This window comes from Haladaptatus sp. W1, from assembly GCF_001723155.1.
In the GTDB taxonomy this organism is placed as follows: domain Archaea; phylum Halobacteriota; class Halobacteria; order Halobacteriales; family Haladaptataceae; genus Haladaptatus; species Haladaptatus paucihalophilus.
Genome location: NZ_MEIH01000376.1, coordinates 17461 through 39580, shown reverse-complemented (window position 1 = coordinate 39580; position 22120 = coordinate 17461). Strand labels below are relative to the sequence as shown.

Below are 22120 nucleotides of genomic sequence, written 5' to 3'. Positions count from 1 at the left end.
GGTATCTCGACGCTCGGTGCGGTCGTTGCAGGCGGTCTCGCGGCGTGGTATCATCACCTCCGGAACGGGCGAGAACCCGATTCCGCTGTACGGGAACGCGATGGTCGTCGACACGATGAGCCTGTTCTTCGTGCTCATCTTCGCCAGCGTCACCGCGCTGGTGAGCATCGCCAGCTACGATTACCTGAAGGGTAACTCCTATCAGGCGGAGTACTACACGCTGGTCGTCCTCGCGGCGACCGGGATGACGCTGATGGCGAGCTCGAACAGCCTCGCCACGGTGTTCATCAGCCTCGAACTGGCCAGCCTCCCGTCCTACGCGCTGGTCGCGATGCTGAAGAAGAACCGCGGAAGCGTCGAGGCGGGTCTCAAGTACTTCCTCATCGGCGCACTCTCGTCGGCCATCTTCGCCTACGGTATCAGCCTCGTGTACGGTGTCACCGGACACCTGCAGCTGGACCTCATCGCCACCACGCTCGGCCAAGGGTTCAGCGGGCTGGGCGGCGTGCTCGGCGTCGGCGTGCTGATGGTGGTCGCTGGCTTCGCGTTCAAGACGGCCTCCGTCCCGTTCCACTTCTGGGCACCGGAAGCGTACGAAGGCGCACCAGCGCCGATTTCGGGCTTCCTCTCGTCGGCTTCGAAGGCCGCCGGGTTCGCAGTCGCCTTCCGCGTGTTCGTCACCGCGTTCCCGTTCGCACTGGTTTCGGGAACCATCGACTGGGTGCTGGTCTTCCAGATTCTCGCAGTCGTCACGATGACGCTCGGGAACTTCGCGGCCGCCACGCAGGACAAGGTGAAACGGATGCTCGCGTACTCCTCGATCGGACACGCGGGCTACGTGCTCATCGGACTGGCCGCTCTCTACGGCGGTAACAACAGCGGTGTGCTGAGCGGTGCGATGCTCCACCTGCTCGTCTACGGCTTCATGAACACGGGTGCGTTCCTGTTCATCGCGCTGGTCGAGTACTGGGGCGTCGGCCGGACGTTCGAGGATTACAACGGACTGGCGGAGAAGGCTCCCATCGCCTGTCTCGCCATGACCGTGTTCCTGTTCAACCTCGCCGGTCTCCCGGTCGGTGCAGGATTCATGAGCAAGTACATCCTGTTCGGTGCCGCGGTCGGTGCCGGATTCTGGTGGCTCGCCGCGGTCGGTGCGATAAACAGCGCGCTGTCGCTGTTCTACTACAGCCGCGTCGTGAAAGCGATGTGGGTCGAGGACCCGGAGGGCGACTTCACGATTCGAAGCACGCCGACGGGCCTCTACGTTGCGGTCGTCGCCGCCGCAGTCGTGACGGTCGCGTTGCTGTTCGCGTTCGGGCCGGTGGCGGACACGGCGTACAACGCCGCCGCCACGCTGTTCGCCTGAACAGCACGATTTCCGTTCGCGTTTTTCGTCTTTTTCGATTCGACGATTTCGGTCGTGAGTCGCCCGTATCGTACAAATCGTGAGCCATCCGTATCGCGCAAAACGACCGGATGATATCGATGCCGTTCAGACACGTTTTCGCCGATCGAATCGCCGCGTAAAGTACGTCTCTCGTCCGATTTTTGCAGCTCGACGCTGTAAACGGATTCCCAACAAGTTTTAGGTGTCCGACTATGAATCGGGGGTAAGATGGTTTCGCGGCTCATGCTCGGCTGTGGTTCCGTCGGGCATGCCATCGTTGAATCGGTGGCCGACTGGTCCGGAAGCCTCGTCGTCGTGGACGAGAGCGAAAGTAGAGTCGAAACGCTCCGAACGGAGGGCGTTTCGGCGACCCGCGGCGACCCGACGGACCCGGAGGTAGTCGCACAGAGACCAGCCGTCGACCTCGCATTCGTTTTCGGGGACGACCCGGAGCAAAACCGACAGGCCGCACGTGCGTTGCGCGACGTCCGTCCCGACGCCTATCTCGTCGTCTACGCCGGTGACGGCCCGTCGACGGAGATGCGGGCGGACCTCGACGAACTGGCGGACGAGTTCATCGACCCCGGCGCGGCGCTCGTCGACCACTTGCTTCCGCTGACGGACGGGGATACCGCGTTTCGTACGCACGAACTGCAACGCACCCTCCGCGACATCGACGGCAAGCTCGGTATCTTCATGCACGACAACCCCGACCCGGACGCCATCGCGAGCGCGGTCGCGCTGGAAGGGATGGCCGAATCGGTCGGTACGGAGGCCGAAGCGTGCTACTTCGGGGCGATTTCGCATCAGGAGAATCGCGCGTTCGTCAACTTGCTCGATTTGGACCTCAGGAACCTCGAAGTCGGTGCCGACATATCGGAGTTCGACGGACTCGCGCTGGTCGACCACTCCAGTCCGGGCGTCAACGACCAACTGCCGGAGGAGATTCCCGTCGATGTCGTCATCGACCACCATCCGCCGAACCACCCCGTCGAAGCGCGATTCGTCGACCTTCGGAGCGGCGTCGGGGCGACGAGTTCCCTGCTCGCAGACCACTTGGAACAGCTCGGCATCTCCCCCGACGAGCGGGTCGCGACCGGGTTACTGTACGGTATTCGCGTCGATACGAAGGACTTCACCCGCGAGGTGTCCGTCGCCGACTTCGAGGCGGCGTCGTTTTTGCTCCCGCACGCCGATACGAGCACCTTGGATCGCGTCGAGGCGCCCTCCATCAGCGCCGATACGTTCGAGACTATCTCCCGGGCGATTCGGAACCGCGAACTCGACGGGACGGTGCTGGCGAGCTGTGTGGGGTCGCTGTCCGACCGCGATGCGCTCGCGCAGGCGGCGGATCGATTGCTCAACATGGATGGCGTGACGGTCACGCTCGTGTTCGGCTTCATGGACGGAACCGTGTACGTTTCCGCGCGCGCACGCGGCACCGACGTCGACCTCGGGGAAACCATGCGGGCGGCGTTCGGGCAGATAGGCAGCGCGGGCGGGCACGCCGACATGGCGGGCGCACAGATTCCGTTGGGCCTGCTCGGTGAGGTCGAGGACGACGAGGAGGAGTCCCTCTCGACCATCGTCGGCGATATCATCACCGACCGGTTTTTCGAGACGGTCCGCTCCCGTCCGGGACCCGACGATTTCGATTCGGACCGCGAGCGAGTCGCGGCGTTCGACATTCAACTCGCGGACGACGAGTGACGGGCGGTCGGGAAGTTTTTCCCTCACCGGGGCATCGATACTCTACATGGACGAGGCCGAGGAGGAAGCGGGCCGCAAGTCACCGTCTCGCGTTCGCATCGCTTCCGACGGCGGAACCGAGGGCATCAAAGCGAAAGTCAAGGAGTACATGACCCGCGACGTGGCGACAGTTTCCCCCGATGCGACCGTCGAGGAGGTCGCCCTGCGAATCGCCGAAAGCGACGGACACAACGGATTCCCGGTGTGTGACGGCCGACGCGTGGAAGGATTCGTCAGCGCCCGCGACCTCCTGCTCGCCGACGAGAAGGAACCGATTTTCAAGGTGATGACGCAGGAACTCATCGTCGCCCACCCGGACATGGTGGTCAACGACGCCGCCCGGGTCATCCTCCGGTCGGGCATCCAGAAACTCCCGGTCGTGGACGACGCGGGCAACCTCGTCGGTATCATCACCAACACCGACTTCATCCGGAGCCAAATCGAGCGCGTCACCCCCGAGAAGGTGGGGAAGCTCATGCGCACCCTCGAATCCATCCACGATACTGAGGTCACACAGAGTCGCCGGAAGGTTCGACTCGCCGACCTCGTACCGACGCAGGGCAAGGTCTACGCCGACGAACTGGAGGGTCGCGTGTACGAGATGAAGCGCGGACTGGCCGAACCGCTGGTCGTCATCGAAAACGGTAGCACCCTCCTGCTAGCGGACGGGCACCACCGGGCGAAAGCCGCCGACAGGCTCGATATCGAGCGGATGGACGCCTACGTCATCATCACCGACCACCGGGTCGAACTCGGCATGGCGGAGACGGCGCGCAAGGAGGGCCTCGAAAGTATCGACGACATCCAGGTCGTTGACTACGCCCGCCACCCGCTGATGGAGACGACGAAGCGGTTGCAGTAGCTATTCTCTCGGTCGCTTCGTCATTCGGCGGTACCTACAACTCGCTCCGTGACCCATCGGAACGCATGCCGGGCGAGAGCAGGGACCCGACGGCCATCCGCGTCGTGGTGGTCCACGCGGACGACGTGGTGACTGCGCTCGAAGCGAACGAGCGGGGGCGGGAGGCGGTGCTTCGAATCACGGCCCCGTTCGCCGGGCGGGTGCGCGCCAGACTCCACGTGGTACAGGAGAGCGAACCGGTGGACGACGGTCTCGGCGGTCCCGCCCCGATTCGAATTCCGCCGCGAAAACTCGTCGCCGAGGATGCGCCGAGCTATCCCCGGGTCGACGAAACCGACCCGACCGTCGCCGACCCCGACGGCGAGTACGACGTGGAAGTCCACCACGACCGACACGCGGCCGCGGTCGCGGCGTGGCGCGAGCGGGTCCGCGACCATCTCGTCGAAGCGGTCGAACTCGACACAGCGGCGGGACCGCACCGCGTGTCCGTCGCCGTCCTCGGCTGACGAAACCGACGCAAAAATCGCCACCGAATCCTTAATGGATTGCCCGGCAGAAACTACCTGCATGTACGACGAGGACGACCTGCAGGAAATCCGGCAGGCCAGAGAGGAGTGGGAGGACGAGACCCACTCGCCCGTTCTGGAGCGATTCGGTGAGCGGAAGGACCGCTTTGCCACCGTCTCGAATCTGGAAGTGGACGACCTGTACGACCCGACGGACGTTTCCGACCTCGACTACGAGGAGGACCTCGGCTATCCGGGTGAAGACCCCTACACGCGCGGCGTCTACCCGACGATGTACCGCGGACGAACGTGGACGATGCGCCAGTTCGCCGGGTTCGGGACGGCCGAGGAGACCAACGAGCGGTTCCATTACCTCATCGACAACGGGCAGACCGGACTCTCGACGGCGTTCGACATGCCGAGCCTGATGGGCAAGGACTCGGACGACCCGCTTTCCGACGGGGAGGTCGGCAAGGAGGGCGTGGCGGTGGACACCCTGCGCGACATGGAAATTCTCTTCGACGGCATCGATTTGGACGAAGTTTCGACCAGCTTCACCATCAACCCGAGCGCGCCCGTCATCTTCGCCATGTACGTCGCGCTGGCCGACCAGCAGGGCGTCCCCCGCGACGAAATCCGTGGTACGTTCCAGAACGACATGCTGAAGGAGTTCATCGCGCAGAAGGAGTGGGTCATCCCGCCCGAACCGTCGCTCGACATCGTTACCGACACGGTGGAGTTCGCCGTGGACGAGACGCCGAACATCAAGCCCATCTCGATTTCGGGCTACCACATCCGCGAGGCGGGTTCGACAGCGGTGCAGGAACTCGCGTTCACGCTCGCCGACGGCTTCGCCTACGTCGAGGACGCGATGGAGCGCGGCTTGGACGTGGACGAGTTCGCGCCGCAACTCTCCTTCTTCTTCAACTCGCACAACTCCCTGTTCGAGGAAGTCGCGAAGTTCCGGGCCGGTCGCCGCATCTATTCGACCGTGATGGACGAGTGGTACGGCGCGGAGTCCGAGAAGTCGAAACAGCTCAAGTTCCACACGCAGACGGCCGGGCAGTCGCTCACCGCACAACAGCCCCTGAACAACATCGTCCGCGTGACGATTCAGGCGCTCGCGGGCGTCCTCGGCGGCACCCAGAGCCTCCACACGAACAGCTTCGACGAGGCGCTCGCGCTCCCGAGCGAGCAGTCCGTCCGCGTCGCCCTGCGAACCCAGCAGATAATCGCGGAGGAGAGCGGTGCGGCGGACATCATCGACCCGCTCGGCGGCAGTTTCGCCGTCGAATCCCTCACTGAGGAAGTCGAGGAGAAGACGATGGCCTACATCGAGGAAATCAAGGAGATGGGCGACGGTTCGGTGAGAGACGGCGTGCTCGAAGGCATCGACCGCGGCTACTTCCACCGCGAGATTCAGGAGGCGTCCTACGAGTACCAAGAGCGCGTCGAGGACGGCGAGGAAATCGTCGTCGGCGTCAACAAGTACGACATCGAGGAGGACACCAAACCGGAAATCCTGAAGGTGGACGAGGAGACCCAAGAACGCCAACTCGCTCGACTGGCCGAGGTCAAGGAAGAGCGCGACGACGAGGCGGTCGAAGCGGCTCTCGACGACCTGCAGACGGCTATCGACGAGGACGAGAACGTCATGCCCGCAATCGTGGACGCGGTGAAGGCGTACGCGACCATGGGCGAAATCATGGACGTGTTCGAGGCCGAACACGGCACGTATCAGGAGAAGATAGGACTGGCCTGACGACCGGAGAAGATTGAACTGGCCTGACGAGTAGCGTCGATGGGACCGAATTCACGGTTTTCATTTTCCCAACCGTCGTGTGAGAAGTATGAGCGCAGACGAGCTTCGAGCGCCGATTATCGGACTGCAGTGTACGCTGCTCGCCATCTTTCTCGTGATAGTCGTTCCACACACGCCGTGGGTACTCCTCGCCTTCCTCCTCGTTGCCGTCGGGACGCTGTTCACCGTCGGGTGGGCAGTAGCGCCGACGAACTCCGACACGCGATAGGTATCGAAGACATCCAGCGGAGCGATTTTATTCGTCGAGTGCGATAGCTCGAACCCATGGAAGTGGCTATTCTCACCGTCGGCGACGAAATTCTCGCGGGCGACACGGTGAACACGAACGCGACGTGGTTAGCGACGGAAATCCACGACCGGGGCGGGTCGGTTCGGAGAATCATGACCGTCCCCGACGAGAAGGGAATAATCGAAAACACGGTTCGAGAGTGGAACGAGTCGTTCGATGCGGTCATCGTGACCGGTGGACTCGGTGGGACGCCGGACGACGTGACGATGGACGCGGTGGCGTCCGCGCTCGACCGGGAACAGGCCGTCGATACGGACGTCCGGGAGCGTCTCGAAGTGAAGGCGCGCCGGTTCGCGGAGGAGAACCCCGAGTTGACCGACGAGTACGACCTCGATTTGGACCTCGACGAGGCCGCGACGCTGCCCGCGGGAGGGAGGCCCCTGCTCACGGACGTCGGGTGGGCCCCGGGTTGTGCGGTCGAGGGCGTCTACGTCCTTCCCGGCATTCCCCGCGAGATGAAGGCCATGTTCGAACTCGTCGCGGACGAGTTCGGCGGGGAAGTCGTCTCGGAGACGATGTACACACCGGCACCCGAGGGCGCACTCGGCGACGTTCTCGAAACGGTCAGGGAGCGCTTCGACGTGGCCGTCGGAAGTTATCCGGGACGCGACGACGACCCGGGCCGATTGAAGGTCACATCGACCGACGCCGAAGCGGTCGCCGCCGCGACGACGTGGTTGCGCGATAACGTCGAGGAAGTGACACCGGATGCGGCGGGCAAACGACGCGCCGAGTGAGCGGACCGAACCGGGTGCGAGATGGACGGTGAAACCGGGCGAAACGACGGGGGTCGAAGGGGGTAGTTTTCATCCCGATTCTGTCGATGGATTTCAACTTCGATTCTCGAAATGGTCGGCGAACATAGCATATCTTTATGCACCTCGTAAAAGCATGCTAGCATGGATATATGACAGACGATACCGTGGAACTCGAAGCGCGGCTCGAAGAGGCAGAATCGTTTGAGCCACCGGAATCGTTCGTCGAGCAGGCGAACGTATCGGACCCCGAGATTTACGACGAGTTCGAGGACAACTGGCCGGAGTGCTGGGAGCGGGCGGCCGACCTGCTCGATTGGTACGAGGACTACGACACCGTGCTGGAAGACGACGACGCGCCGTTTTACAAGTGGTTCACCGGCGGGTCGCTGAACGCATCGTATAACTGTCTCGACCGACACCTCGACGACCGAGGGGACGAGGTTGCCATCGAATGGATCGGCGAACTCGGCGAGACGCGGACGTTCACGTACGAGGAACTCCACCGCAAGGTAAACGAGTTCGCGGCCGCACTCCGCGAGATGGGCGTCGGCGAGGACGACGTGGTGACGATGTACCTGCCGATGATACCGGAACTGCCCATCGCCATGCTGGCGTGTGCGCGCATCGGCGCCCCCACAGCGTCGTTTTCGCCGGGTTCTCGGCCGACGCGCTCGCCACGCGGATGGAGAGCGCGGTGTCCGAGTACCTCATCACCTGTGACGGGTACTATCGGCGCGGCGACCCGCTCCATCACAAGGAGAAGGCGGACAAAGGTGTCTCGCAAGTCGACCACGACGTGGAGACCGTCGTCGTGGACCGACTCGGCGACGAGTACGACCACCCGATGGGTGCCGACGAACACGACTACGCCGACCTCGTGGCTGAACAGGAGGGTGCGGAGGTCGAACCCGTCGAGCGCGACGCCGAAGACATGCTGTTCCTGATGTACACCTCGGGAACGACGGGCGAGCCGAAAGGCGTCAAACACACCACGGCGGGCTATCTGTCCTACGTATCGTGGACTTCGCATGCCGTCCTCGACATCAAACCCGAGGACACCTACTGGTGTGCCGCCGACATCGGATGGATTACGGGTCACTCCTACATCGTCTACGGTCCGCTTTCGCTCGGGACGACCAGCGTGATGTACGAGGGAACCCCCGACTATCCCGAGAAGGACCGCCTCTGGGAAATCGTCGAGGATTACGAGGTGGACATCTACTACACCGCGCCGACGGCGATTCGGGCGTACATGAAGTGGGGGTCGGAGTATCCCGACAAACACGACCTCTCCAGTCTTCGACTGATGGGAACGGTCGGCGAACCCATCAACCCGCGGGCGTGGAAGTGGTACTACAAACACATCGGCCACGAGAACTGCCCAATCGTGGACACGTGGTGGCAGACCGAGACGGGCGGCATGATGGTCACGACGCTTCCGGCCATCGGTACGATGAAACCCGGCAGCGCCGGGCCGCCGCTTCCGGGTATCGACGCGCAAATAGTGGACACGCAGGGCGAACCGGTCGAGGCGGGACGCGCGGGCTACCTCACGGTACAGAAGCCGTGGCCGGGAATGCTCCGTACCGTCTACAAGAACGACGACCGCTACATCAGCGAGTACTGGACCGAGTACTCCGACCCCGACGCGGACGAGTGGGTGTACTTCCCGGAGGACGGCGCGAAGTTGGACGAGGACGGATTCATCACCGTTCTCGGCCGCGTGGACGACGTTCTCAACGTCTCCGGGCACCGTCTCGGAACGATGGAGATCGAGAGCGCCATCGTCGGCGTGAAGGGCGTCGCCGAAGCGGCCGTGGTCGGCGGCCACCACGACGTGAAGGGCGAGGCGGTCTACGCCTACGTCATCACCGAGGAAGGTTACGAGGGCGACGAGGAACTGTACGACCGTATCGTGGAGGGCGTCGAGGACGGCATCGGACCCATCGCCCGTCCCGAGGACATAATCTTCACACCCGAACTGCCGAAGACGCGCTCGGGCAAAATCATGCGGCGCTTGTTGGAGGACATCGCCAACGAGGACGAACTGGGTGATACGTCGACGCTCCGCAACCCGGATGTCGTCGAGGATATTCAGGAGAAAGTTCAAAAGGATTAACGATAGATATCTTTTCTTAATTTCTTTTCACTTTTAGTAATATTTTCTCCATAGGAAAATATTATATGTGGATGCCCGGTAACAACCACGAGGAGAGTATAACGAATGTCGATTGAAAATGGGACACAGGCAACGGGCTACGGGGAAATTGATGAGCGATTACGTAGAGTAGACACGCTGTGGGGGGAAAAATAGATGCCCGCAGATACGAGAACCGGAAACCCGGCACCGCTCGGACTCGTCGGCTTCGGGCTGACGACCGTGCTGTTGAGCATGATAAACGCAAAACTGCTCCCCGCGGAGGGGGAATTCGTCGTTGTCCCGCTCGCGTTCGCGTTCGGCGGGACGATTCAGCTGATGGCGGGAATGCTCGAGTACCGCGAGGGGAACACGTTCGGTACCGTCGCGTTCACCAGCTACGGCGCGTTCTGGTGGTGGTTCGGTCTGCTCGTCATCTTCACCGAGACCGGGTGGATTCCCCTCAACGTTCCCACCCTCGGGATGGCGCTCATCCTCTGGGGCGTCTTCACGACGTACATGTGGGTCGCCACGTTCAAGCTGAACTGGGCGCTCTGGAGCGTGTTCCTCCTGCTATCGATCACGTTCTACTTGCTCGGCTTCGGCGACTTCCTCGACATCGGTTGGCTGGGCGTCGCCGGTGGTTGGGTCGGCATCCTCACCGGTCTCGACGCGATGTTCGTCAGCTTCGCCGAGGTGGTCAACTGGGCGTACGACAAGGAAGTCGTGCCGCTAGGAAGCACACCCATCGGATCGAGCTCGGGTCAGCAGACACAGCCCGCGGATTGAACGATCGAGCTCGCTTTTAAGAGAACGGGAGACACCGAAGCGCGATTCTGCGAAGTATATATTTTCGAACAGTAATTCGATGCTGATGCAAGTCAGACATAACTGTTACCGTAGTGGTGGAAATATATACTCTCCCCCTGTCGGCATTTATTATGCGACCCATCTGGGCTGGAATAATACGTTAACTATTATTATGGATTGATTGGTGAGTGTTAGTATGGCACACGTCAAAGATGGGCTAACTCGTCGAGATGTCGTTAAGGTCGCGGGAGCGGCTGGAACAACTGGTATCGCGGGTCTGACTGGCTGTTTGAGCGACGACGGTGGCAGTGGTGACGGCGGTGGCGGTGGGGGTAATGAGGATTACCCGGCACTGGGCAACTATCCCGTCGAGGGGGACAAAGTAACGCTCGGATTCAACGTTCCGCAGTCCGGACCCTATGCTTCGGAGGGGAAGGACGAGCTTCGGGCGTACAAGTTGGCGGTAAAGCACCTGAACAACGGCGGCGGGTGGGTCGATAGCTGGGACGACCTGTCGGGCGACGGCGTTCTCGACAAACAGGTCGATTACGTGACCGGCGACACCGGGACCGACTCCGACCAAGCCCGCAAGCAAGCTTCGCGAATGATAAGCCGGGACGACGTCATGATGGTCTCCGGTGGCTCGTCGAGTGCCGTGGCCATCGCCGTCCAAGGTCTCTGCCAAAAGGAGAAAGTGATGTTCATGGCCTGCCTCACCCACTCCAACGATACGACGGGGAAGGACTGTGCTCGATACGGCTTTCGTGAAATGTTCAACGCCTACATGACGGGGCAGGCACTCGCACCCGTGGTGACAGAAGAGTACGGGAAGGACCTCAAGTTCTATCAACTGTACGCCGACTACAGTTGGGGGAAAACCCAGCAGGCATCGATGAAGAAGTTCTTCGAGGAGGCGGGGTGGTCGCAAGTCAAAAGCGTGGCCACGCCACTGGGAACCAAGGATTTCTCCTCGTATCTCTCGGAGGCGGCCAACTCCGGAGCTGATGCCCTGTTCTTGAATCACTACGGGCTGGACGGAGCGAACTCCCTGAAGGGGGCGATACAAGCGGGGTTGGACCAAAATATGGAAATCGTGATGCCCCTCTACAACCGCCCGATGGCGCAAGCCGCGGGCGGCGCAATCGATGGCATCTACGGTACCGTCGCATGGGACTCACAGATCGACAACGAACCCTCCAACTCGTTCACGAAGTTCTTCGGGGAGGAGTACAACGGACGGGTTCCGTCGGGTCCGGCACAGCTCGCCTACGCCCAAACACTCCAGTACGCAGCGGCGGCCGAGCGAGCCGAGACATTCTATCCGCCAGAGGTCATCAAGCAGCTCGAAGACTACGAGTACAGCAACCTCGGGATGGAACAGGAGACGATGCGCAAGTGTGATCACCAGGCCCAGCGCGCGGTACCGGTCGTGAAAGGACTGCCGAAATCGGAGCAGAAGTCCGGGAAGTATTTCGAAATCGTCCAGATCACCTCCCGCGACCAACTCGGTTACGAGTGCGGACAGGGTCCGGCCTCGAAGTGTGAGCTCGGTTCCTACAAATAATCGATTTGGTCACGATGCACTCCGACGTTTCCGTTCGGTAGCGCGTGACCACACTGATAGAGAATGACTACCATTGATGATACAAACTACAGACACATGATATCTAAACACGGCGGGGAGGGGTAGACGTGAGTATCGTTTCACAACTAGCGACGATCTTACTAAACGGGCTTCAGCAGGGAGCCATTTACGTGTTGGTCGCCATCGGGCTGTCGATAATTCTCGGCACGCTGAAGTTCGTCAACTTCGCTCACGGGGCGTTGTACCTCATCGGGACGTATCTCGGACTCCTCATCACGCTCAACATCAGCATCGCTGACGGAAAACTCGCCGAATGGGGGTTCGGACAGGTCGGTCTCGGTTGGGGATTTCTCCCCGCACTCGTTATCGTTCCGATAGTCGTCTTCGGGGTCGGATTGCTGATGGAACGGTTCGTCGCCAGACCGTTCTACGACCGTCCCGACACCGACCAAATCCTGCTCACTTTCGGCCTTGCCATCGTCGTGCAAGAAGCCTTCAAAATCCTGTTCGGCGGCCAGAGTTACAATTTCGCTCGACCCGCCCAGTTTACCGGCCCTGTTTCGCTCCCACTGGTGGGAACCATCGGAATCTGGCGTCTCTACGTCATCGCCATCACCGCCGTACTGGTCGCGCTCGTGTACTTGCTCATCGAGTACACCGACTTCGGCCTCGTCGTCCGTGCGGGCACCCGTGACGCCGAGATGGTTCGCCTCCTCGGCGTGAAAATCACCCGTCCATATCTCATGGTGTTCGGGGTCGGCGCGGCGCTCGCGGGCATCGCCGGTGTGGTCGGCGGGACGCTCTACGCGGTGAACCCGAACATCGGGATGGAAGTGCTCGTCCCGTCTTTCCTCGTCGTCGTCATCGGCGGCGTGGGAAGTATTCGGGGTGCGGTCGTCGGCGGAATTCTCATCGGACTCACCCTTTCGTCGTTGGTCGCGGTCGCACCGCAGTGGTCACAGGTCGGCATCTACGTGCTCGCCGCCATCATTCTGCTGGCGCGGCCACAAGGTCTGCTCGGTAGCGAGGAGGTTGCATCATGAACGACGAAACGTCCGAGCGGACGACCGAAGACGGCCCCTCGCTGATCGAATCGGACGTCGCTTCGACGCTGGACCGATTCGGCAGCAGCGAACGCTCCATCGTCGGCCTTACCGTACTCGCCGTCGCCGTTTTCCCGTGGCTGTTCGTCCGTGCGCCGGTCATCAGCGGCCTCTTTCGGGGCTATCAGTCGCTGGCGTCGCTCATCCTCATCTGGGGAATCTTCGCGCTCGGGTTCAACCTGCTCCTCGGGTACACGGGGCTGCTGTCGTTCGGTCACGCCGCCTTCTGGGGCGGTGCGGCCTACGCTGCCGGAATCTTCAGCGCCAGCGTAAGCGGCAGTCCGGTGCTCATGGTGCTGTTCGGAACCCTGTTCGCCGTGCTGTTGGCGTGGATACTCGGCTTCGTTTCGCTGCGGCGCGGTGGCATCTATTTCTCCATCCTGACGCTTGCATTCGGCCAGATGGCCTACTATCTTGCCCTCTCGCCGCTTCAAGGATTGACGAACGGGGAAAACGGGTTCACCGACGTGAACGTGGGGAATCTCTTCGGATTCCTCGATGCGTTCTCTGCGTTCGAGTCGATTCCACTCGGTACGCCGGTCCCACTGCTCGGCGACTGGCTCTACGTGTTCGTCGGGGCTATCACCGTCCTCTGCGTAGCCGCCATCGTCCGAATCCTTCATTCGCCGTACGGGCTCGTGTTCAAGGCGATTCGGGAGAACGAGCAACGCGCATCGTTCGTCGGATTGAACGTCTGGCGCTACAAGCTGATGGCGTTCATCCTCTCGGGCGCGTTCGCCGGTGTCGCCGGGAGCCTCTTCGTCGTTCACGGCTCGTACGTTCCCGTCGAATCGCTGTACTGGACGACGAGCGGTGAAATCGTCGTCATGACCGTCCTCGGCGGCGTCGGGTCGATGGTCGGCCCGATGCTCGGTGCCGGGCTTTATCTCTACGTGGAGAACGTCGTAAGCGGCAATCCCGCAATTCAGCCGTACTGGCACCTCATCCTCGGGCTCATCTTTGTCGCTGTTATCGCTCTCTTCCCCGAGGGAATCTGGGGTATCGTAGGGCGGGTCCGTGACGTGGTTTCGGGACCCGCGACCGACGCCGAACCGGAGGGTGACAACTGATGGCGCTCTTGGATACCAGCGGACTCACCAAGGAGTTCGGGGGTCTCGTCGCCGTCGACGACGTGAACATCGAAATTCACGAAAACGAGAGCGTCAGCGTCATCGGCCCGAACGGAGCGGGAAAGTCCACGCTCATCAACCTCATCACGCGGATGCTCGACCCGACGACGGGCGATATTCGGTTCAAAGGCGAGTCGATAACCGGCCTCGAACCCCACGAGGTCGTTCAGTCCGGAATCAGTAAATCGTTCCAAACCGCGTCCATCTTCCCCGACCTGACCGTCGAGGAGAACGCCCGTATCGCCGCTCTCGCCGCCGAACACGGGTCGTTCAGGTTCAATTTCCTCCGTCACCAGCGACGGTATTCCGAGGTTGACAAGCTGACCCGCCGGACGTTGGATTCGGTCGGGTTACTCGGTCAACGGGAGGCTCCCGCCGCGGACCTGCCGTACGGGGACAAACGCCGCCTCGAAATCGGCATCGCGCTGGCGAGCGAACCCGACCTCCTGTTGATGGACGAACCCACGGCCGGGATGTCGCCCGAGGAGACACACGCCACCGTGGACCTCATCGAGCGCGTCAAGGAGGAACTCGGTCTCACCATCCTGCTGGTCGAACACGACATGGAAATCGTGTTCAACGTCTCCGACCGTATCATCGTGCTGAACCGTGGACGCGTCATCACGCAAGGGACGCCCGACGAAGTTCAGGGCCACCCGGAGGTTCAGGAGGCGTATCTCGGAGGTGTCGAGCTATGAGTCTGCTCAGCCTCGAAGACGTGAACGCCTACTACGGAGAAAGCCACATCTTGCGGGATGTGACCATGCGAGTCGAGGAAGGTGAGGTGTGTGCGCTCCTCGGACGCAACGGTGCGGGCAAGACGACGACGCTCCGGAGCATCGCTGGCGCACGTCCGCCTGACGTGCGCGGCGGGGCGGTTCGATTCAGGGACGAGGACATCACCAAGATGGAACCGGAGGACATCTCCACACGAGGCATTTCGCTCGTTCCCGAAGAACGTCGCGTATTCCCCAACCTCTCCGTCGAGGAGAACCTCCACCTCGCGGAGGTCGTTCACAACAAGTCGAACACGGTCGGACGGTCGATACCGCAGGTCGAACACGTCGGCATGACGACCGAAGACGTGTACGACGAGTTCGAGCGCCTACGGGAACGACAGACCCAGAAAGCCGGAACGCTGTCCGGCGGCGAACAGCAGATGCTCGCCATCGCGCGGGCGCTGAAACAGAACACCGACCTGTTGATGTTGGACGAACCGTACGAGGGGTTGGCGCCGCAGATAATCGCCAACGTGGAAGACGCCATTCGACGCATCAGCGAGACAGGAACGACCATCCTGCTGGTCGAACAAAACGCGGCGGCCGCTATCAAACTCGCCGACCGATGCTACGTCGTAGACCAAGGGAAGATCGTTTTCGACGGAACCGCGGCCGAACTCCGCGGCGACGACGAAACGAGGGAGCGATACCTTGGTGTCTGAAACCAGTAGTCCGGATGCGCTGTTCGACGTCCTCGTCGATGAGGGCGTAGTTATCGAGAACGGCACCGTCGCGCTGACGGACGACTTTGAGCACCGCTGGTCGATATATTACGACACCTACGCGAGCATCACGCCCGAGGCGTTCGCGGAGAGCATCGCCGAGACGTTCCACATCTCACGTGACGAGGCTCTCGATAGCGGCGTAACTCGTGCTGGATTCAGCTACTACCTCGCGCTCCGTGCCCATTTGGACGGGGAGTACACGGAAGCGGAACTGGGACGGATGTCCGAAATGGTCGCCGAAGTCGGCCCGTCGTCGCCGGTTCCCGACGGTGTGAACCACCTCACCGACGAGACGTATCGGGACTTCCTGGAAACGCATCCCGCCTGCATCGTCTCGGTCTGGAAACGAGACTGCGAACCGTGCGAGGCCGTCGCCGCCAAACTACCCGAACTCCGGGCAGGAATCCCCGACGACGTAGCGTTCGCCGGTATCGACGGAGACGACGTTGTGGCGTTCCGACGCGAATTTGAGGTGACGGAGGTCCCATCGTTCCTCTGCTTCCGGGACGGTGAGTGCCGAGAGACGGTAACGGGAGCCATCGGAACCGACGCGTTGGTAGAGTCGCTCCGGGAAGTGTACGACTGAGAGGTCACTGTTCCGAATGCCGGTCGTCTACGACGCATCCGCTCACCCGTTCAACTGTTTTCGTAACGGTTCGCCCTCGCCGTCTACCGTTGACCCTCGCCTGCGACGAGTACGGGACGCTTCGCGGTCAGGATGACCGACTGAGCGACGCTGCCGAACAGGGCTTTTCCTGCTGGTGAGCGTTTACGTCCACCAACGCAGATACAATCGACATCACGATCTTCGGCGACATCGAGGATTGTGTCCGCCGGGTTTCCGCTCGCTTCGACGATGTCGGTCTCGACCCTGGCGGCTTCGAGGGCATCCTTCGCTCGTCGGACGCCCGTTATCTGTGGTGCAGAGGCACCACTCGGATTGTCGGTAAAGGAATGGAGAAGCGTAACCTGTACGTCGGCCTTCGCCTCGGAGAGGTCGATGATAGCATTCGCCTGCGCCACCGCGCGCGATTCGGTCTCGTCCACCGCGAGTAGGACGTGATACATGGTAACAAGTCAAAGGCAACCGTCTTATCCCTTGGGGTGCGCCTCATCGTATCGCTCGGAGACGAACACGACCAGCGAGAGCAAGATACCGAGGAATAGGCCGATGGTCACCATTCCGAAGATAGCGAGGTCAACCGGCGTCGGCTGTAACTGGATGATGCCGAACAGTTTGACGGGGCGCATGTCCTCCGGACCGAACGCGCCGAGGAGGACGCCCACGAACCCCGCGAACGACACGATGAGGACGTACAGGCCGACCACGAGCGAGCGACCGCGAAGTCGAGATGGCACGAGAAACCCTTTCGACAGGGCAAGGATTAGCCTTTTCATCCACAGGCGCTAAGTCCGAGTATGTCCGAAAAAGAACTGCTCCTGCTCGTCCTCTCCGGCATCGTCGTTCTGATGTTCGTAATGGGTATCGTGCTCGCGTCGACGTAGCTACTTCGTTTTCTACGACCGAAAAAAGTCGACCGACCGCCGTCAGAAGTCTACTCGTCAGAGGGTTCTTCGCCGCCGTCGGTGAGAGCGGTTTCCTGCTTCTTTGCGAACCAGTCCCACTCCTTCGTGAGCATTCCGTCCTCGCCGAGGTTCCACGGGTCGGCGGGGGCCGGTGGGCCTTCGAGCCACGATTGGGCGATGTTCCAGACGAAGATGAACTGGCCGATGCCGAGGATGAACGCGCCTGCCGTGGCGACCTGATGCCACGTCGTGAACTGCGGCAGGTAGGTCGCGTACCGGCGGGGCATGCCGCCGTAACCGAGGAACAGCATGGCGAAGAACGTCACGTTCGTTCCGATCATCGTCAGCCAGAAGTGTGCGTGGGCGAGCGACTTCTGGTACATCTTACCGGTGTAAATCGGGAACCAGTAATAGAAGCCTGCGAAGGCTCCCACGGCGATGGCACCCATCACCATGTAGTGGAAGTGACCGACGACGTAGTAGGTGTCGTGGAGCACGAGGTCGAGCGGAATCGACCCGAGGAAGACGCCCGTCACGCCTCCGATGATGAAGTTGGAGACGAAGCCGATACAGAACAGCATCGGCGCGGTCAACCGGAGCCGACCGTTCCACATCGTCGTAATCCAGTTGAACGTCTTGACTGCGCTCGGTATCGCGATTGCCATCGTCACCGCCATGAAGCTCGCACGAATGCGCGGGTCGATACCCGTTGCGAACATGTGGTGGGCCCACACACCGAACGAGAGGACGCCGATGGCGAGCGTCGAGTAGACGACGAACTTGAACCCGAACAGCTTCCGGCCCGCGAACTTCGGCAGGATGAGACTGACGAGTCCCATCGGCGGCAGGATGAGTATGTACACCTCCGGGTGCCCGAAGAACCAGAAGAGGTGTTGCCACATGACCGGTCCGCCACCGTTCGCCGCGAAGAACGTGGTTCCGAAGTTACGGTCGAGCAGGAGCATGATGAGCGCGCTGCCGAGCAGCGGGAACGCGAACAGGATGAGGCCCGACTGCGTGAGGATGGTCCACGAGAAGATGTCGAGGTCCGGCCATCCGACGTCCTCGCCGCGCTCGCTGAAGATGGTGGCGATGAAGTTGATGGCACCCATGGTGGCGCTGACACCGGAGAGGTGCAGGCCGAGCAGCATCATGTCCGTCGCCGGGCTGACCTGTGCCTGACAGCTCGCGCCCGCCGCTGCGGCGGACGGGCCACAGGACGAGAGCGGCGTGTACATCGTCCAGCTCGTCTGTGCCGGTTCGATACCGGCGAACATGAAGAGCGGGAAGCCGATCCAGATGAGGATTGCCGCGGGCGGTAGCAGCCAGAAGGCGATGGCGTTGATGCGCGGGAACGCCATGTCGTCCGCGCCGATGAGGAGCGGGATGAAGTAGTTCGAGAACGCCGCCAGGACGGGCGTCCCGAACAGGAACAGCATCGTGATGCCGTGCGTCGTTAGCAGGCTGTTGTACAGGTTTGCGTTGAATAGGTCCGCGTTCGGCGTCAACAGTTCCGTCCGCATGAGGAGCACCGCGATGCCACCCCACGCGAAGGAGATGAGGCCGAATGTCCCGTACAGGATGCCGATGTCCTTGTGGTCTACCGTCGTAAACCAACGAATGATTCCGGCAGGCTTCTCGTTATGCGCCTGCCCGGTCGATTCTGCGTACCCGTAGCCCCCGCTGCTGAGAGGTGTATAAGACCGCCAGTCCTCGATCCGTGCGAGGAACGAAGCGACCGCCAGCAAAAACACTCCCATGACTACGGTGAGAGCTATCTGCCCAGTAGCTGCCATAGAGGAGCGTGTGAACTACAAGGTAAAGAAAGGTTAGGTTCCGCCCGTGGCCTCGATTTTCAGTGCCGCGATATACGTTAACAGGGCGAGGAGCGCGAACGGGACGATGACGAGGCCCAAGCTGACGGCTCCGACGAGGGTGCTACCGCCCCACGCACTGAATCCGACGAAGAGTATCAGGAAGAACGCCAGAATCCCGAGCGGGATTATGTTGACGGTGAGGTCGAGGAGTGTTTCTTTGTCGAAGACACTTTCTGCCATGATACCTGAACGTAGCGAACACGAGGTAAAATAGGTTAGTGGTTCGTGTTCGGCCGTCGGCCCGTCTCAGATGGGTTCCGGTTGCCAGAGCGACCCCGCGATGCCCCCGATGAGGAGGACGCCCGCGCCGATGAGAATCGCCGTCCCACGAAGCTGGACGGACCCCTGTGTCGTCTGCCAGATGACGCCACCGATGACGAACGACACGACGGATGCGGCGACGAGCGCCTTCCACGGGTCGCTGATGTACTCCGACTCGCGGAGAATGCCGACGATGCTACCGACGAACATCAACATGCCACCGACGGCGATGGGAAAGAGGAAGTTCGCCATCACGATACCGGTCTCGAACAGCGCGAGACCGAACGCGACGAACAGCGGCCACGGACTGGATTTTCGGTACTGATCGGAAAGTCCCGGTTGCTCGTCCATGCACGTGGGTTCGGGCTTCAGTGCTTTCACGGTTGCGTCTTTATCGTCGTCGGCTTCATGGTCGTCAGCGGCTCAGTCCCCGCCCACGGCATCGACGTGTTCGCCGGGCGCGGGTTCGGTGCTGTAGAGGACCGCGAAGACGGCCGACGAGACGATGATGAACCCCGACGCCGCCCAGAACGCGACGAAAACGCTCGTCGCGTCCCAAATCGCGCCGATGAACACGGGACCGCCGACCTGCCCGACCTTCCAGGCGATGGAGCGAAGCGAGAGGCTGGAGCCGACGGCCTCGAACTGCTCCCCTCCTCGACGAACAGCGCCATGCTCGCGGGAGACGGAGACTGTCGCCGACACCGAGCACAGCGTAGGCCGCAAAGAGGACGAAAAACGCCCCGGAAGCGCCATCTCGGCGCCGAACGCGGAGACGGTCATCCCCGGAATGTAGTCCTTTGCCAGTCCCGCGAACGGGATGAGTGCCGTCCCGAGCGCGTACACGAGCGCCCCCGCGAGAATGAATTTGTATTTCTCCCCGACGCGGTCGGTCCAGTCGCCGACTTTGCCCTGCGTGAGCGACTTCGTTAGCTTTCCACCCGCCATGATGCCGCCGACGACGAAGGGATTGATGTCGAACTGCGTGTAGGCGTAGATGGGGAGGAAGGTGATGACGGCCATCTTCCCGACGCTGAACGAGAGGCGGAAGAACACGAGCGCCTTGATGGCCGACCGCCCGAGGAGGGTTTCGAACGTTTCCCGACTGCTCGCATCCTCCGGGTCCGTCCGCCCGCCGGGGTTGTCTCGGAGAAAGAAGAACACGGCGAGAAATGCGCCGATGGTGATGAGGCTCAGTGCGGCGTAGGTGGTCTCGAAGCCGTACAGGTACAACAGCAGTCCGCCGAAGATATCGCCGAACAGGCTGGAGAACGCGCCGACCTGATTGTACGTCCCGATCCAGAGCCCGCGGGACCCGTCGTCGCTGATCTCGCCGACGACGGTCGTTCCGGTCAGCCAGAGGATGCTCGCGGCGGTGCCCTGCAGCACGCGCATCAGGATGACGTGTTCGACCGTCTCGACGAAGCTGAAGCCGACGAAGACGAGGACGTTGAGGAACAGTCCGAAGAGCAGGATGCGCTTGGAGTCGCGGATGTCGATGTACCGCCCGAGCGGGAGCACGATGAGGAGTTGTACCACCGCGAACGCGGCTCCGAACAGCCCTTCGACGGTGCTCGTCGTGTGGAACATGTCGGCGTACAGCGCCAGTGCGATGAGAATGGTCGAATACGCCTGACTCCGGGCGAATGCGGTTCCCGCCAATGCGATGAACTCGCGGTTTCGAAACAGGCGAAGCGACCCGCCACTCGTCTCTCCCGACACAGTTACGAATCGAAATGGTGGGCGAAGTATAAGAATCTCTGCCTTGGTTCGGTGAATTGCCGAAAGAGTAGACGACGGTTACTCTTCGAGCGCGTCCGCGATGCGCTGGAGCTGTCGCGTGGCGTCACGAACTTCGTCCCGAAGTTGCCGCACCTCACGAACGAGGTCTTCGTCGCTTCCGCTCTCGCTTCCACGACTGGCACCCATACCGCCGGGGCCGCCGCCCATCATGCCGCCCATCATCTGTGCGAACGGGTTACCGCCCATTCCACCGGGGCCGCCGCCGCCCATCGCCTCCTTCAGGCGCTCGTCCCGGTCTTCATCGCCCTCTTTCGCGCGTTTCTCTCGGATTTCCTCGACGCGCTCTTGGAATGTCTTTTCCTCCTCGTCTCCGTTGTCGTTGGCTTCCTCGTCTGCCATACCCTCCCGTTCTGTCGCACGACCGAAAAGGGTTGTGTCCCGTGGAAGAGGCTGTTGGCGAGGCGTGGTCCCGCCGCCGTTCGGCGAGCAGACACGGTGTTCGCGTCGAACGAGTGCTTATCCCGGTGAAGCCGTCGTTACCGTCGGGTCGTGGTCGGCGAAAGGTTCACATCCCGTTGCGTGACCGCGAGCAACCGAGGAGAACTCCGACCATCACCGAACTGTGTTCCCGTTACACTGGGTGAACGATGGAAACGGTTGGCAGGGTTGAGATTCGTCCGTCACGATACGGAAAACGAGTTCGATGTCTCGGGGAACAGTCGGTTCGGTGCTCGCCAGCCTGCCCGAGCGTCGCAACCGGTACGTCCTCTACTCGCTCGCCTGCCACGCCGAAACCGCGCCGATAGAACTGGAAGTCCTCGTCAGGGATGTCGCGGCGTGGGAACGGAACGAAACCACCGCGTCAGTTTCCGACGACGCGTTCGAGACGGTCCTCGAAGACTTGTCACAGACGCGACTACCGACGCTCTCATACCGTGGCTTGGTCGAGTTCGACCCGCTGAGCGGGTTGGTCGGCCGCCCCTCGTATTCTACACTCGCAAACGTCCTCCTCGATTGGCTCGCCCGCATCGAACTCGCGTCCCGTTTCTGAACCCTTAAACGCGAGCAAG

20 protein-coding genes and 3 pseudogenes are annotated in these 22120 nt (G+C 61.7%); 16 read left to right on the top strand and 7 right to left on the bottom strand.

Annotated elements, in window-relative coordinates:
- The 15 genes and pseudogenes from BG842_RS23100 to BG842_RS23030 form a co-directional block, all read left to right on the top strand.
- A pseudogene (locus tag BG842_RS23100) lies at positions 1 to 1366 on the top strand (NADH-quinone oxidoreductase subunit N); the annotation flags it as partial.
- A 249-nt stretch (positions 1367 to 1615) separates the two neighbouring features.
- The gene (locus BG842_RS23095; RefSeq protein ID WP_069452640.1) at positions 1616 to 3097 is read left to right on the top strand and encodes a DHH family phosphoesterase; all 1482 of its coding nucleotides are present in this window, start codon (positions 1616 to 1618) and stop codon (positions 3095 to 3097) included.
- 148 nt (positions 3098 to 3245) lie between these two features.
- Complete coding sequence (locus tag BG842_RS23090) at positions 3246 to 3998, top strand: CBS domain-containing protein (RefSeq protein ID WP_175424261.1); 753 nt, start codon at positions 3246 to 3248, stop codon at positions 3996 to 3998.
- A gap of 65 nt (positions 3999 to 4063) precedes the next feature.
- Positions 4064 to 4504 (top strand): hypothetical protein, encoded by a 441-nt coding sequence (locus BG842_RS23085; RefSeq protein WP_069452638.1) that lies wholly within the window; start codon positions 4064 to 4066, stop codon positions 4502 to 4504.
- 61 nt (positions 4505 to 4565) lie between these two features.
- Positions 4566 to 6266: a methylmalonyl-CoA mutase gene (locus BG842_RS23080; RefSeq protein WP_069452637.1), complete on the top strand. Its 1701-nt coding sequence runs from the start codon at positions 4566 to 4568 to the stop codon at positions 6264 to 6266.
- Between the two features lie 88 nt (positions 6267 to 6354).
- Positions 6355 to 6534 (top strand): hypothetical protein, encoded by a 180-nt coding sequence (locus BG842_RS23075; RefSeq protein ID WP_069452636.1) that lies wholly within the window; start codon positions 6355 to 6357, stop codon positions 6532 to 6534.
- Between the two features lie 56 nt (positions 6535 to 6590).
- Positions 6591 to 7352, top strand: a complete 762-nt coding sequence (locus tag BG842_RS23070; RefSeq protein ID WP_069452635.1) for a molybdopterin-binding protein — start codon at positions 6591 to 6593, stop codon at positions 7350 to 7352.
- A 170-nt stretch (positions 7353 to 7522) separates the two neighbouring features.
- Positions 7523 to 9492, top strand: a pseudogene (acs, locus tag BG842_RS23065) (acetate--CoA ligase).
- A 195-nt stretch (positions 9493 to 9687) separates the two neighbouring features.
- Positions 9688 to 10299, top strand: coding sequence for an acetate uptake transporter (locus BG842_RS23060; RefSeq protein ID WP_069452634.1), 612 nt, complete (start codon positions 9688 to 9690; stop codon positions 10297 to 10299).
- A 217-nt stretch (positions 10300 to 10516) separates the two neighbouring features.
- Positions 10517 to 11884, top strand: a complete 1368-nt coding sequence (locus tag BG842_RS23055) for a substrate-binding protein (RefSeq protein ID WP_175424260.1) — start codon at positions 10517 to 10519, stop codon at positions 11882 to 11884.
- A gap of 128 nt (positions 11885 to 12012) precedes the next feature.
- Positions 12013 to 12948: a branched-chain amino acid ABC transporter permease gene (locus tag BG842_RS23050; protein WP_069452632.1), complete on the top strand. Its 936-nt coding sequence runs from the start codon at positions 12013 to 12015 to the stop codon at positions 12946 to 12948.
- Complete coding sequence (locus tag BG842_RS23045) at positions 12945 to 14078, top strand: branched-chain amino acid ABC transporter permease (RefSeq protein ID WP_069452631.1); 1134 nt, start codon at positions 12945 to 12947, stop codon at positions 14076 to 14078. The genes BG842_RS23050 and BG842_RS23045 overlap by 4 nt, the downstream gene beginning before the upstream one ends.
- On the top strand, positions 14078 to 14836 hold the full coding sequence (locus BG842_RS23040; protein WP_069452630.1) for an ABC transporter ATP-binding protein: 759 nt from the start codon (positions 14078 to 14080) through the stop codon (positions 14834 to 14836). The genes BG842_RS23045 and BG842_RS23040 overlap by 1 nt, the downstream gene beginning before the upstream one ends.
- Entirely contained in the window at positions 14833 to 15579 is a 747-nt protein-coding gene (locus BG842_RS23035) for an ABC transporter ATP-binding protein (RefSeq protein ID WP_069452629.1), read from the top strand. The genes BG842_RS23040 and BG842_RS23035 overlap by 4 nt, the downstream gene beginning before the upstream one ends.
- Entirely contained in the window at positions 15572 to 16228 is a 657-nt protein-coding gene (locus BG842_RS23030; RefSeq protein ID WP_069452628.1) for a co-chaperone YbbN, read from the top strand. Before BG842_RS23035 ends, BG842_RS23030 begins: the two co-directional genes overlap by 8 nt.
- A gap of 83 nt (positions 16229 to 16311) precedes the next feature.
- On the opposite strand, the gene BG842_RS23025 is transcribed toward BG842_RS23030, so the two are convergent.
- From BG842_RS23025 to BG842_RS22995, 7 genes and pseudogenes are all read right to left on the bottom strand, one after another.
- Positions 16312 to 16710, bottom strand: coding sequence for a universal stress protein (locus tag BG842_RS23025; protein WP_069452627.1), 399 nt, complete (start codon positions 16708 to 16710; stop codon positions 16312 to 16314).
- Between the two features lie 24 nt (positions 16711 to 16734).
- On the bottom strand, positions 16735 to 16971 hold the full coding sequence (locus tag BG842_RS23020; protein WP_083252721.1) for a cox cluster protein: 237 nt from the start codon (positions 16969 to 16971) through the stop codon (positions 16735 to 16737).
- A 227-nt stretch (positions 16972 to 17198) separates the two neighbouring features.
- Complete coding sequence (locus tag BG842_RS23015) at positions 17199 to 18965, bottom strand: cbb3-type cytochrome c oxidase subunit I (RefSeq protein ID WP_069452626.1); 1767 nt, start codon at positions 18963 to 18965, stop codon at positions 17199 to 17201.
- 33 nt (positions 18966 to 18998) lie between these two features.
- Positions 18999 to 19226, bottom strand: coding sequence for a DUF6684 family protein (locus tag BG842_RS23010; protein ID WP_007978330.1), 228 nt, complete (start codon positions 19224 to 19226; stop codon positions 18999 to 19001).
- A 66-nt stretch (positions 19227 to 19292) separates the two neighbouring features.
- A complete protein-coding gene (locus tag BG842_RS23005; RefSeq protein WP_007978331.1) occupies positions 19293 to 19658 on the bottom strand; it encodes a hypothetical protein in 366 nt (121 codons plus the stop codon).
- Positions 19659 to 19730: 72 nt separating this feature from the next.
- A pseudogene (locus BG842_RS23000) lies at positions 19731 to 21029 on the bottom strand (MFS transporter).
- A 78-nt stretch (positions 21030 to 21107) separates the two neighbouring features.
- Positions 21108 to 21449 (bottom strand): hypothetical protein, encoded by a 342-nt coding sequence (locus BG842_RS22995; RefSeq protein ID WP_007978333.1) that lies wholly within the window; start codon positions 21447 to 21449, stop codon positions 21108 to 21110.
- 304 nt (positions 21450 to 21753) lie between these two features.
- Here BG842_RS22995 and BG842_RS22990 point away from each other — a divergent pair, with 304 nt between their 5' ends.
- Positions 21754 to 22101, top strand: a complete 348-nt coding sequence (locus tag BG842_RS22990; RefSeq protein ID WP_007978334.1) for a hypothetical protein — start codon at positions 21754 to 21756, stop codon at positions 22099 to 22101.
- Positions 22102 to 22120: the final 19 nt, after the last annotated feature.

Excerpts from the sequence above, each read along its gene's own strand:
- BG842_RS23045 (WP_069452631.1), top strand. The coding sequence starts at position 12,945 with ATGAACGACGAAACGTCCGAGCGGACGACCGAAGACGGCCCCTCGCTG.
- BG842_RS22990 (WP_007978334.1), top strand. The coding sequence starts at position 21,754 with ATGTCTCGGGGAACAGTCGGTTCGGTGCTCGCCAGCCTGCCCGAGCGT.
- BG842_RS23070 (WP_069452635.1), top strand. The coding sequence starts at position 6,591 with ATGGAAGTGGCTATTCTCACCGTCGGCGACGAAATTCTCGCGGGCGAC.
- BG842_RS23060 (WP_069452634.1), top strand. The coding sequence starts at position 9,688 with ATGCCCGCAGATACGAGAACCGGAAACCCGGCACCGCTCGGACTCGTC.
- BG842_RS23085 (WP_069452638.1), top strand. The coding sequence starts at position 4,064 with ATGCCGGGCGAGAGCAGGGACCCGACGGCCATCCGCGTCGTGGTGGTC.
- BG842_RS23005 (WP_007978331.1), bottom strand. The coding sequence starts at position 19,658 with ATGGACGAGCAACCGGGACTTTCCGATCAGTACCGAAAATCCAGTCCG.
- BG842_RS23010 (WP_007978330.1), bottom strand. The coding sequence starts at position 19,226 with ATGGCAGAAAGTGTCTTCGACAAAGAAACACTCCTCGACCTCACCGTC.
- BG842_RS23055 (WP_175424260.1), top strand. The coding sequence starts at position 10,517 with ATGGCACACGTCAAAGATGGGCTAACTCGTCGAGATGTCGTTAAGGTC.
- BG842_RS23040 (WP_069452630.1), top strand. The coding sequence starts at position 14,078 with ATGGCGCTCTTGGATACCAGCGGACTCACCAAGGAGTTCGGGGGTCTC.
- BG842_RS23035 (WP_069452629.1), top strand. The coding sequence starts at position 14,833 with ATGAGTCTGCTCAGCCTCGAAGACGTGAACGCCTACTACGGAGAAAGC.
- BG842_RS23015 (WP_069452626.1), bottom strand. The coding sequence starts at position 18,965 with ATGGCAGCTACTGGGCAGATAGCTCTCACCGTAGTCATGGGAGTGTTT.
- BG842_RS23075 (WP_069452636.1), top strand. The coding sequence starts at position 6,355 with ATGAGCGCAGACGAGCTTCGAGCGCCGATTATCGGACTGCAGTGTACG.
- BG842_RS23090 (WP_175424261.1), top strand. The coding sequence starts at position 3,246 with ATGACCCGCGACGTGGCGACAGTTTCCCCCGATGCGACCGTCGAGGAG.
- BG842_RS22995 (WP_007978333.1), bottom strand. The coding sequence starts at position 21,449 with ATGGCAGACGAGGAAGCCAACGACAACGGAGACGAGGAGGAAAAGACA.
- BG842_RS23095 (WP_069452640.1), top strand. The coding sequence starts at position 1,616 with ATGGTTTCGCGGCTCATGCTCGGCTGTGGTTCCGTCGGGCATGCCATC.
- BG842_RS23080 (WP_069452637.1), top strand. The coding sequence starts at position 4,566 with ATGTACGACGAGGACGACCTGCAGGAAATCCGGCAGGCCAGAGAGGAG.
- BG842_RS23025 (WP_069452627.1), bottom strand. The coding sequence starts at position 16,710 with ATGTATCACGTCCTACTCGCGGTGGACGAGACCGAATCGCGCGCGGTG.